General features: G+C 66.3%; 10 protein-coding genes. 6 read left to right on the top strand and 4 right to left on the bottom strand.

Going from position 1 to position 10,872, the window contains the following annotated elements; genetic code table 11:
• Together mreC and G3O06_RS43810 are read right to left on the bottom strand one after the other, a co-directional pair.
• On the bottom strand, positions 1–918 hold a 918-nt coding region (gene mreC, locus G3O06_RS43815), incomplete at its 3' end, for a rod shape-determining protein MreC (protein WP_205819803.1).
• A gap of 125 nt (positions 919–1,043) precedes the next feature.
• Positions 1,044–2,087, bottom strand: a complete 1,044-nt coding sequence (locus G3O06_RS43810) for a rod shape-determining protein (protein ID WP_004189550.1) — start codon at positions 2,085–2,087, stop codon at positions 1,044–1,046.
• A 367-nt stretch (positions 2,088–2,454) separates the two neighbouring features.
• On the opposite strand from G3O06_RS43810, the gene gatC reads away from it, so the two are divergent.
• The 5 genes from gatC (at position 2,455) to G3O06_RS43785 (ending at position 7,567) form a co-directional block, all read left to right on the top strand.
• The gene (gene gatC / locus G3O06_RS43805) at positions 2,455–2,754 is read left to right on the top strand and encodes an Asp-tRNA(Asn)/Glu-tRNA(Gln) amidotransferase subunit GatC (protein ID WP_039353798.1); all 300 of its coding nucleotides are present in this window, start codon (positions 2,455–2,457) and stop codon (positions 2,752–2,754) included.
• A 69-nt stretch (positions 2,755–2,823) separates the two neighbouring features.
• The gene (gene gatA / locus G3O06_RS43800) at positions 2,824–4,314 is read left to right on the top strand and encodes an Asp-tRNA(Asn)/Glu-tRNA(Gln) amidotransferase subunit GatA (RefSeq protein WP_174985569.1); all 1,491 of its coding nucleotides are present in this window, start codon (positions 2,824–2,826) and stop codon (positions 4,312–4,314) included.
• A gap of 4 nt (positions 4,315–4,318) precedes the next feature.
• Positions 4,319–5,794, top strand: coding sequence for an Asp-tRNA(Asn)/Glu-tRNA(Gln) amidotransferase subunit GatB (gene gatB / locus G3O06_RS43795; RefSeq protein WP_174973611.1), 1,476 nt, complete (start codon positions 4,319–4,321; stop codon positions 5,792–5,794).
• A 118-nt stretch (positions 5,795–5,912) separates the two neighbouring features.
• Entirely contained in the window at positions 5,913–6,752 is an 840-nt protein-coding gene (locus G3O06_RS43790) for a polyphosphate kinase 2 family protein (RefSeq protein ID WP_174985565.1), read from the top strand.
• A 41-nt stretch (positions 6,753–6,793) separates the two neighbouring features.
• Positions 6,794–7,567 carry an exodeoxyribonuclease III gene (locus G3O06_RS43785; RefSeq protein WP_174916637.1) on the top strand — a complete coding sequence of 258 codons (774 nt, stop codon included), beginning with the start codon at positions 6,794–6,796 and terminating at the stop codon, positions 7,565–7,567.
• 116 nt (positions 7,568–7,683) lie between these two features.
• Here the strand turns inward: G3O06_RS43785 and G3O06_RS43780 are convergent, their stop codons facing one another.
• Entirely contained in the window at positions 7,684–8,736 is a 1,053-nt protein-coding gene (locus tag G3O06_RS43780) for an NAD(P)-dependent alcohol dehydrogenase (protein ID WP_174916636.1), read from the bottom strand.
• Between the two features lie 227 nt (positions 8,737–8,963).
• Between G3O06_RS43780 and G3O06_RS43775 the strand changes: the two genes are divergently transcribed.
• On the top strand, positions 8,964–9,920 hold the full coding sequence (locus G3O06_RS43775; protein ID WP_174916635.1) for an AraC family transcriptional regulator: 957 nt from the start codon (positions 8,964–8,966) through the stop codon (positions 9,918–9,920).
• A gap of 64 nt (positions 9,921–9,984) precedes the next feature.
• Here the strand turns inward: G3O06_RS43775 and G3O06_RS43770 are convergent.
• The coding region (locus G3O06_RS43770) for a M48 family metallopeptidase (RefSeq protein ID WP_205819802.1) at positions 9,985–10,872 on the bottom strand (888 nt) is incomplete at its 5' end.

Below are 10,872 nucleotides of genomic sequence, written 5' to 3'. Positions count from 1 at the left end.
GCCCTTCGCGGCGGCTTTCGCGCCCTTCTTGCCCTTCGCGTTCTTGTCGGCGGCCGGATCGGGCTCGGCCGGGCGCGGCGGGATGTCGTTCTGGTAATGCAGCACGAGCATCTGGCGCGCGCCGCGCACGGCGGCGATCGGCGCGCAGGTCACGCGCGCGAACGCCGTATCGGCGAGCTTGTCGACGCGCGCGACCTTCGCGACCGGCAGGCCGGGCGGATAGACGCCGTCGAGGCCGCTCGTGACGAGCTCGTCGCCGACGACGAGATCCGCGCTGGTCGGCACGAAGCGCAGGTCGAGCGAATCGCCCTTCGGCGTGCCGTAGATCACGCTGCGCAGGCCGGTGCGCAGCACCTGCACGGGAATCGCGAGATCGCGGTCGGTGACCAGCGTGACTTCGGATTGCAGCGGGAACACGCGCGTGACCTGGCCGATCACACCGTCTTCGCTGACGACGGGCGAACCGCCCTGGATGCCCCGCTGCGAACCTTGCCCGATCACGATCTTCTGCGTGAACGGATCGCTCGTGTCGTACTGGATCTCGGCGGGCGTCGATTGCGTCGCGATGTGCTGGCGCAACTCGAGCACCGCGCGCAGGTGCGCGTTTTCCTGCGTGAGCACGGCGGCCTGGTTGGCTTGCGTGGACAGCTGCAGGTTGCGCTTGCGGAGGTCGTCGTTCTCGTGGCGCAGCGACGCGCCGGTGACGGCGAGGTCGGCCGCGCCCATGAACAGGTCGCGCGGCACGAGCGCGGCGCGCTGCAGCGGATAGAGCACGGTGCCGAGTACGCCGCGGACGATTTCGAGCGTGCTGAAGCGCGCGTCCGATACGAGGAGCGCGATGGCGAGGGCAACGAAGAAGATGAGCCGCGCGAGCGCGGGCGGACCTTGCTTGAAGAGGGGCGGCGGACTGTATTCCATGGTCGGCGCCGGGCGCGAATGATCGGTTAAATGATGCTCAGACGCGCAAACGGCGCGGCGGTTCGTTCTAAACGAGCGATCCGGCCACGCCGCGGTTGCGTCATGTCAGGGAACTGCCTGGACGATCACTCGTACGAGAAGATGCTGCCCAGCTTGTCCATGCGCTCGAGCGCCATGCCCGAACCACGCACGACGCAGGTGAGCGGATCTTCCGCGACGAGCACCGGCAGGCCGGTTTCTTCCGCCAGCAGGCGATCGAGGTCGCGCAGCAGCGCGCCGCCGCCCGTCAGCATCATCCCGCGTTCGGCGATGTCGGCGCCGAGTTCCGGCGGCGTCTGTTCGAGCGCGATCTTCACCGACGACACGATCTGGTTCAGCGGATCGGTCAGCGCTTCGAGGATTTCGTTGCTCGAGATCGTGAAGCTGCGCGGAATGCCTTCCGACAGGTTGCGGCCCTTCACTTCCATTTCCTTGACTTCGGAGCCCGGGAATGCGGAGCCGATTTCCTTCTTGATCGCTTCGGCGGTCTGTTCGCCGATCAGCATCCCGTAGTTGCGGCGGATGTAGTTGACGATCGCCTCGTCGAACTTGTCGCCGCCGACGCGGACCGAACCCTTGTACACGATGCCGCCGAGCGAGATCACGCCGACTTCCGTCGTGCCGCCGCCGATGTCGACGACCATCGAGCCGGTGGCTTCCGACACCGGCAGGCCCGCGCCGATCGCGGCCGCCATCGGCTCCTCGATCAGGTAGACCTGCGATGCGCCGGCGCCGTGCGCGGCTTCCTTGATCGCGCGGCGCTCGACCTGGGTCGAGCCGCACGGCACGCAGATGATGATGCGCGGCGACGGCGAGAACATGCGCGACTCGTGGGCCGTCTTGATGAACTGCTTGATCATCTGCTCGGTGACGGTGAAGTCGGCGATCACGCCGTCCTTCATCGGGCGGATCGCCTCGATGTTGCCCGGCACCTTGCCGAGCATCTGCTTGGCTTCCTTACCGACCGCCTGGATGGTTTTCTTGCCGTTGGGGCCGCCTTCCTGGCGGATCGACACGACGGACGGTTCATCGAGCACGATGCCCTTGCCGCGCATGTAGATCAGGGTGTTTGCGGTGCCGAGGTCGATCGCGAGATCGTTGGAGAAGTAGCTGCGCAAAAAACCGAACATTCAGAATCCTGTTTCGCTCTGGGCCGGCCCTGCATAGCGAGCGCTGAGGGCGGCAGCGGAAAAAATAACAGCCTCGGGAAGCGTGGCGGAAGCGGCCGCCGCGGCGCACGAAGCTGCGAGTGATGTCTACCGGGGATCGCACGATGCACGCACGGCTTGCCGAAGCGGGGCGAAACGGTGCGGGAAAAGGCTGCCGGGTTTGGGTCGAACGCGTAATGATACCTTATAATTTCACGGTATTTGAATCGAAACGGACGGTATTTTTGCCGCTTCGGCCCCGATTTTTGAGGGTGGGATCGCACCCTCCAACCCCCCGCCGCAGTGCTGCTTTTGATGCGCTGCGCAGCCTTGTTTTTCCGGTGATCGCATGGCCCTGACCCTGACCGATGTGAAACGCATCGCGCACCTGGCGCGACTCGAAATGGCCGACGCCGACGCCGAGCACATGCTCGGCCAGCTCAATGAGCTCTTCGGCCTCGTCGAGCAGATGCAGGCGGTCGACACCGCCGGCATCGCGCCGCTCGCCCACCCGATCGAACAGATCCAGGAAGTCGCGCAGCGCCTGCGCGACGACGCCGTGACGGAAGTCGTCAATCGCGACGACAACCAGCGTCCGGCGCCGGCCGTCCAGGACGGCCTCTATCTCGTGCCGAAGGTGATCGAGTAAGCATTCGATGACAAGCGCGCCGCCGCCTTCGCGCCGCGCGTCACCCAGAATTCCCAGGAAAACCACTCAATGCACGCAAAAAGCCTGACCGAACTGCGCGCCGCGCTCGCCGCCAAGGAATGCTCGGCCGTCGAGCTCGCGCAGCTCTACCTGAAACGGATCGAAGCCGCGCGCGACCTGAACGCGTTCGTCCACGTCGATGCCGATCTGACCCTCGCGCAGGCGAAAGCTGCCGACGCGGAGCTCGCGCGCGGCGCGGGCGGCGCGCTCACCGGCCTGCCGATCGCGCACAAGGATGTCTTCGTCACGCGCGGCTGGCACTCGACCGCCGGCTCGAAGATGCTCGCGAATTACGAGAGCCCGTTCGACGCGACCGTCGTCGCCCGCCTGCAGGCGGCCGGCATGGTCACGCTCGGCAAAACCAACATGGACGAGTTCGCGATGGGCTCGTCGAACGAGAATTCGGCGTTCGGCGCGGTGAAGAACCCGTGGGACACGAACGCGGTGCCGGGCGGCAGCTCGGGCGGCAGCTCGGCCGCCGTCGCCGCACGCCTCGCGCCGGCCGCGACCGGCACCGACACCGGCGGCTCGATCCGCCAGCCCGCGTCGTTCGCGGGCGTGACGGGCATCAAGCCGACCTACGGCCGCGTGTCGCGCTACGGGATGATCGCGTTCGCGTCGTCGCTCGACCAGGGCGGCCCGATGGCGCAGAGCGCGTCCGATTGCGCGCTGCTGCTGAACGCGATGGCCGGCTTCGACGAGCGCGACTCGACGAGCCTCGAGCGCGACGATGAAGATTTCACGCGCCACCTCGGCCAGCCGTGGGCGGCCGGCAACGATGCGGGCAAGCCGCTCGCGGGCCTGCGCATCGGCCTGCCGAACGAGTATTTCGGCGACGGTCTCGCCGACGACGTGCGCGCGACGATCGACGCGGCGCTGAAGCAGTATGAAGCGCTCGGCGCGACGCTCGTGCCCGTGTCGCTGCCGAAGACGGAGCTGTCGATCCCCGTGTACTACGTGATTGCGCCGGCTGAAGCCTCGTCGAACCTGTCGCGTTTCGACGGCGTGCGCTTCGGCCACCGCGCCGCGCAGTACGGCGACCTGCTCGACATGTACAAGAAGTCGCGTGCGGAAGGCTTCGGCCCCGAGGTGAAGCGCCGGATTCTGGTCGGCGCGTACGTGCTGTCGCACGGCTACTACGACGCGTACTACCTGCAGGCGCAGAAGATCCGCCGCATCATCGCGAACGATTTCCAGGAAGCGTTCAAGTCCTGCGACGTGATCATGGGCCCGGCCTCGCCGACGGTCGCATGGGATCTCGGCTCGAAGGGCGACGATCCGGTGCAGATGTATCTCGCGGATATCTACACGCTGTCGGTGAGCCTCGCCGGCCTGCCCGGCATGAGCGTGCCGTGCGGCTTCGGTGCGGGCGCGAACGCGAAGCGCCCGGTCGGCCTGCAGATCATCGGCAACTATTTCAACGAAGCCCGGATGCTGCAGGTCGCGGACGCGTTCCAGCGCGCGACCGACTGGCACAAGCAAGTTCCGGCGGGGGTGTAAGCATATGGCAACTCAATGGGAAGTCGTCATCGGTCTCGAGACGCACGCGCAACTGTCGACCGTCTCGAAGATTTTCTCGGGCGCGCCGACGCAGTTCGGCGCGGAGCCGAACACGCAGGCCTGCCCGGTCGACCTGGCGCTGCCGGGCGTGCTGCCGGTGCTGAACCGCGGCGCGGTTGAACGCGCGATCCGCTTCGGCCTCGCGATCGGCTCGACCATCGCGCCGCGCAGCATCTTCGCGCGCAAGAATTATTTCTACCCCGATCTGCCGAAGGGCTATCAGATCAGCCAGTACGAGATTCCGGTCGTGCAGGGCGGCCAGATCACGATCCAGGTGCCCGCCAACGAAAAGGCCGGCAAGGAAGCGTACGAGAAGACGGTCAACCTGACCCGCGCGCACCTCGAGGAAGATGCAGGCAAGTCGCTGCATGAAGACTTCGCCGGGATGACGGGTATCGACCTGAACCGCGCGGGCACGCCGCTGCTCGAAATCGTCACCGAGCCGGAAATGCGCAGCGCGGCCGAGGCGGTTGCCTACGCGAAGGCGCTGCACGGGCTCGTCGTGTGGCTCGGCATCTGCGACGGCAACATGCAGGAAGGCTCGTTCCGCTGCGATGCGAACGTGTCGGTGCGCCCGGTCGGCCAGGAGAAGTTCGGCACGCGCGCGGAAATCAAGAATCTGAACTCGTTCCGGTTCCTCGAGGAAGCGATCAACTTCGAGGTGCGTCGCCAGATCGAGCTGATCGAGGACGGCGGCGAAGTCGTGCAGGAAACGCGCCTCTACGATCCGGACAAGCGCGAGACGCGTTCGATGCGCAGCAAGGAAGACGCGCATGATTACCGCTACTTCCCCGACCCCGACCTGATGCCGCTCGTGATCGGCCAGGACTGGATCGAGCGCGTGCAGTCCGGGATGCCCGAGCTGCCGGTCGCGATGCAGCAGCGCTTCGCCGACGAATACGGCGTGTCCGCGTACGACGCGGGCGTGCTGACGTCGAGCAAGGCGATGGCCGCGTACTTCGAGGCCGTGGTCGCGAAGGCGGGCACCGCGAACGCGAAGATCGCCGCGAACTGGCTGATGGGCGACGTGTCGTCGCAGCTGAACCGCGACGGCATCGAGATCGACGCGATTCCGGTCTCGGCCGCGCAGCTCGCGCTCGTGCTGCAGCGCATCGCCGACGGCACGATCTCGAACAAGATCGCGAAGGAAATCTTCGCGACGATCTGGGACGAGAAGGCCGACGACGAAGGGGCGGCCGACCGCATCATCGACGCGAAGGGGCTGAAGCAGATCTCCGACACCGGCGCGCTGGAAGCGATCATCGACGAAGTGCTCGCGGCTAACGCGAAGTCGGTCGAGGAATTCCGCGCGGGCAAGGAAAAGGCGTTCAACGCGTTGATCGGCCAGGCCATGAAGGCGACGAAGGGCAAGGCCAATCCGCAGCAGGTCAACGAACTGCTGAAGAAGAAGCTCGGCTGAGCATGACCGCGCGCCTGAACCGCGCTTGACGACGGGCCGCCCCGAACCAGTTCGGGGCGGCCCGTTGCGTTTGGTGGATGCGTTATCGTATGCACCATAGCGTCCAACGGAGGAACGAATGGCGAAACAACCGTCGCTCGACGATTTCCGCGTGCCGTACAGCACGCGCGAGAAGGAAGCCGCAGCATTCAAGCTCGATGCGTTCGACCCGGCCGCGAAGCCGTTCTCGTCCGGTTCGAAGGACGACGACCGCGAACGGCTGTCGGCCGTGTCGACCGAGCTCGACGTGCAGCAGGAGCGCCTGCACACGCAGCAGAAGAAACGCGTGCTGCTCGTGCTGCAGGGGATGGATACCAGCGGCAAGGACGGCACCGTGCGAGCGGTGTTCCGCGAGGTCGATCCGCTCGGCCTGCGCGTTGTGCCGTTCAAGGCGCCCACGCCGATCGAGGCCGCGCACGACTTCCTGTGGCGCGTGCATGCGCAGGTGCCGGCCGCGGGCGAGCTCGCGATCTTCAACCGCAGCCACTATGAGGACGTGCTCGTGCCGCGCGTGCTCGACCTGATCGACGCGAAGGAATGCGAGCGCCGCTACCGGCAGATCCGCGATTTCGAAACGATGCTGGTCGAGAACGGCACGACGATCATCAAGTGCTTCCTGCACATCTCGAAGGACGAGCAGCGCGAGCGGCTGCAGGCGCGCATCGACGATCCGACCAAGCACTGGAAGTTCGACATCTCCGATCTCGACGCGCGCAAGCACTGGGACGCATACCAGTCCGCCTACCGCGACGCGCTCGCCGCGACGTCGGCCGAGCACGCGCCGTGGTTCGTGATCCCGGCGAACTCGAAGACGCACCGCAACGTGATGATAGCCGAGCTGCTGCTGCGCGCGATGACCGACATGAAGCTGGAATTCCCGCCGCCGAAGCCCGAGCTCGAAGGCGTGAAGATCCGCTAAGCTGCACCCCTGAAAAAACATCGAACTGAACGGAATCCGACATGATGCGAGTGATTACCGCCAACCTGAACGGCATCCGCTCCGCCGCGAAGAAGGGCTTCTTCGAGTGGCTCGGCGAACAGAACGCCGATTGCGTGTGCGTGCAGGAAATCAAGGTCTCGGCCGACGACCTGCCCACCGAATTCGTCGAGCCGCACGGCTTTAAGAGCTATTTCCACCACGCCGAGAAGAAGGGCTACAGCGGCGCGGGCGTGTACAGCCGCCGCGAGCCCGATGACGTGATCATCGGCTTCGGCAGCAGCGAATTCGATGCCGAAGGGCGCTATGTCGAGGCGCGCTACGGCAAGCTGTCGGTCGTGTCGGTGTACGTGCCGTCCGGCTCGAGCGGCGAAGAACGCCAGCAGGCGAAGTACCGCTTCATGGACGAGTTCATGCCGCACCTCGCCGCGCTGAAGAAGAAGCGCGAGGTGATCCTGTGCGGCGACGTGAACATCGTCCACAAGGAAATCGACATCAAGAACTGGAAGAGCAACCAGAAGAACTCGGGCTGCCTGCCGGAAGAGCGCGAATGGCTCACGAAGCTGTTCGACGATGTCGGCTATGTCGACGTGTTCCGCACGCTCGACCCGCGCGCCGAGCAGTACACGTGGTGGAGCAACCGCGGCCAGGCGTATGCGAAGAACGTCGGGTGGCGGATCGATTACCAGATCGCGACGCCGGGCATTGCCGGCACCGCGAAAAGCACGTCGATCTTCAAGGACATCAAGTTCAGCGACCATGCGCCGCTGACGATCGACTACGACTACAAGAAGTGATGTTCGACGCTACGCCGTGCGCGTAGCTGTCGAGCCACCCGGTCGCCGGATGCAGAGCGGGCCGCATGTCGAACATGCGGCCCGTTTCGCTTGGGGCGGGTGCCGCCCGGCGGTGCTTACTGCTTGATCGATGCCATGTCGACCACGAAGCGATACTTCACGTCGCTCTTCAGCATCCGCTCGTAAGCGGCATTGATCTGCTGCATCGGAATCGTTTCGATATCCGACGTGATCCCGTGCTCCGCGCAGAAGTCGAGCATTTCCTGCGTTTCCGCGATCCCGCCGATCAGCGAGCCGGCGAGGCGGCGGCGCTTGAAGATCAGGTTGAACACCTGCGGCGACGGATGGTCGTGCTCCGGTGCGCCGACGAGCGTCATCGTGCCGTCGCGCTTCAGCAGGTGCAGGAACGGGTTCAGGTCGTGCGGTGCGGCGACCGTGTTCAGGATGAAGTCGAAGCTGTTCAGGTGCGCGTTCATCTGCGCGTCGTCCTTCGAGATCACGACTTCGTGCGCACCGAGCCGCTTGCCGTCCTCGACCTTCGACGGCGACGTGGTGAACAGCACGACGTGCGCACCCATCGCGCGCGCCAGCTTCACGCCCATGTGGCCGAGGCCGCCGAGCCCGACGATGCCGACCTTCTTGCCGGGGCCGACGTTCCACTGCCGCAGCGGCGAGTACGTCGTGATCCCCGCGCACAGGAGCGGCGCGGCACCGGCCGGGTCGAGCGTGTCGGGCACGCGCAGCACGAACGCCTCGTCGACGACGAGCTGCGTCGAATAGCCGCCGAACGTGATGTCGCCCGTCACGCGATCCTGGCCGTTGTAGGTGCCGACGAAGCCGTTCTCGCAATATTGCTCGAGGCCGTCGGCGCAGCTCGGGCAGGTGCGGCACGAATCGACGAGGCAGCCGACGCCGACCAGCTCGCCGACCTTGAAGCGCGTCACATCCGGGCCGGTCGCGGTCACGCGGCCGACGATTTCATGGCCCGGCACGACCGGGTAGATCGTGTTGCGCCATTCGTTGCGCGCCTGGTGCAGGTCCGAGTGGCAGACGCCGCAGTAGAGGACGTCGATCTGGACGTCGAGGTCGCGCAGCGCGCGACGCTGGAATTCGAACGGGGCAAGCGGCGACTGCGAATCGGTCGCTGCGTAGGCATAGGTAGTGCTCATGCGATGGGCTCCTTGTCCGGAAAGCATCCGGCGAAACAGACTGCCGTCGCATCATGTGGCGATGCGGCGAGGCAGGACGTCATCGTAAGGAGCGCGGCGCCGCGGCGAAATACACGAAGGTCTGGAAGATTTGCCTATTCCTCTCTAACTGCATCCAAACAGCCGTCAAAACACGTTCAAGGTGCTACATTGCGAGCCAGATTCTCTTGCCGGACAGGACTACGCAGATGAGCTTCGAGCCCCTTTTCGCCGACTCGGGCGACCGTGTGCAGCGCCGCATGATCGAGCTGCACACGCGCCTCGCGCCGAACGAGGGCGACACGCTTGCAACGCTCGACGGCGTGCGCTTCTTCCGCGTGAGCCGTCCCGCGCCGCGTATGCCCGTGCTGTACGAACCGAGCATCATCGTCGTGTGCCAGGGGCGCAAGCTCGGCTATCTCGGCGACCGTTCGTTCGTCTACGACGCGCAGCAGTACCTCGTGCTGTCGGTGCCGCTGCCGTTCGAATGCGAGACCTTCGCGAGCATGGACGAGCCGTTTCTCGCGATCTCGATCCGCGTCGATCTCGCCGTGATCGCCGAGCTCGCGATCCTGCTCGACGAGACGCTCGGCGCGGCCGTCAGCGAACCGGTCGGCGTGTATTCGACGCCCCTCGACGCGCCGCTGGCCGACGCGGTCGTGCGGCTGCTCGAAGCGCTCGCGTCGCCGCACGACACGCGCGTGCTGGGCCCGGCGATCATGCGCGAGATCGCGTATCGCGTGCTGACGGGTGAGCAGGGCGACGCGATGCGCGCGGCGCTCGTGCAGCAGCATCACTTCGGCCGCATCGCGAAGGCGTTGCGGCGCATCCATGCCGACCTGAGAACCGATCTCGACGTCGAGACGCTCGCGCGCGAGGCCGGCATGAGCCTCGCGGTGTTCCATGCGCAGTTCAAGCATGTGACGGCGACGTCGCCGATGCAGTACGTGAAGGCCGCGCGGCTGCACCAGGCGCGGCTGATGATGGTGCAGGACGGAGTCGGCGCCGGCACGGCGGCCGCGCGTGTCGGCTATGCGAGCGCGTCGCAGTTCAGCCGCGAGTTCAAGCGGCTGTTCGGCCGCAGCCCGGGTGACGAGGTGCGCTGGATGCGCGAAAGCGTAAGCCGGCCCATCGGCGATCGGGGGGCGATCGACCTGACGACCTGAGCGAACGGCGGCGCGCAGCGGCGGTGCCGCGCGTGTGAAAGCGGTGTGCAGCGTTGCCGCGTGTTCAGCGCCGCACGACCTTGCGACGCTGCGCGCTGATGCCCGCGTAGTCGGGCAGTGCGTCGACGCGCTTGCCCTCCGCCTTTGCGTACAGCGGCATGAGATCCGGCAGGCGGTTCAGCAGATCCTGGCGGCGGGCGGTGCTGTACGGGTGCGTGTAGATGAAGCCCGTCGCCTTGTTCCCGCGTGTCGCGACCGCGAGCTTGTCCCACAGCGTGATTGCCGCGCGGGGATCGAAGCCCGCGCGGGCGGCGATGTCGCCGCCGATCACGTCGGCTTCGGTCTCGTCGGTCGGGTCGTAGTGGAGCGACTGCAGGCGTTCGCCGAGGTTCAGTGCCTGCGGCAGCGGCTCGCCGACGCCGAACAGCGGCGGCAGCGTGGCCGCGCGCAGCGACGTCTGCGAGGTCGCGCTGAAGTTGCTGCGCGCGTGTTCGCGCAGCGCATGCGCGATGCCATGCGCGAGCAGCACGCCGAGTTCGTCGTCGTTCAGGCGGACGCGATCGAGCAGGCCACCGTACACGAGTACCTTGCCGCCCGGCAGGCAGGTCAGGCGAATGTCGCGCGAGCGGATCACGTTGACGTCCCACGCCCAGCTTTTCACGCGGTCGTTCCATTTCACCGAATACGGCGCGAGCTTCGCGACGATCGCGCGCAGGCGCTTCACGCGTGGCTGGTTCGCGGGCAGCAGGCGGTCGCTATCGGCGGCCGCCTGCACGATCTGCGCGTATTCGTTCGCGGTGAGCTGCTCGAGCAGCGGCGACGGGATCAGCGTGCGGAAGGCAATGGCGTCGCCGTAGCGGACCTGCTGCGGCGTCTGCGCATAGGCCTTTGCCGACACGGCGGCGCCGGTCGGCTGCGCGGGTTCGGCGGTGGCCGGCTGGGCTGGGGCGGA

Origin of the sequence: Burkholderia sp. Ac-20345, assembly GCF_017104825.1 — a bacterium.
GTDB lineage: Bacteria > Pseudomonadota > Gammaproteobacteria > Burkholderiales > Burkholderiaceae > Burkholderia > Burkholderia lata_B.
This window is presented reverse-complemented; position numbering and strand designations above follow the sequence as displayed.

Bases quoted from the DNA above. Each gene is read 5' to 3' on its own strand.
- G3O06_RS43810 (WP_004189550.1), bottom strand. From the start codon at position 2,087: ATGTTCGGTTTTTTGCGCAGCTACTTCTCCAACGATCTCGCGATCGAC.
- gatC (WP_039353798.1), top strand. From the start codon at position 2,455: ATGGCCCTGACCCTGACCGATGTGAAACGCATCGCGCACCTGGCGCGA.
- gatA (WP_174985569.1), top strand. From the start codon at position 2,824: ATGCACGCAAAAAGCCTGACCGAACTGCGCGCCGCGCTCGCCGCCAAG.
- gatB (WP_174973611.1), top strand. From the start codon at position 4,319: ATGGCAACTCAATGGGAAGTCGTCATCGGTCTCGAGACGCACGCGCAA.
- G3O06_RS43790 (WP_174985565.1), top strand. From the start codon at position 5,913: ATGGCGAAACAACCGTCGCTCGACGATTTCCGCGTGCCGTACAGCACG.
- G3O06_RS43785 (WP_174916637.1), top strand. From the start codon at position 6,794: ATGATGCGAGTGATTACCGCCAACCTGAACGGCATCCGCTCCGCCGCG.
- G3O06_RS43780 (WP_174916636.1), bottom strand. From the start codon at position 8,736: ATGAGCACTACCTATGCCTACGCAGCGACCGATTCGCAGTCGCCGCTT.
- G3O06_RS43775 (WP_174916635.1), top strand. From the start codon at position 8,964: ATGAGCTTCGAGCCCCTTTTCGCCGACTCGGGCGACCGTGTGCAGCGC.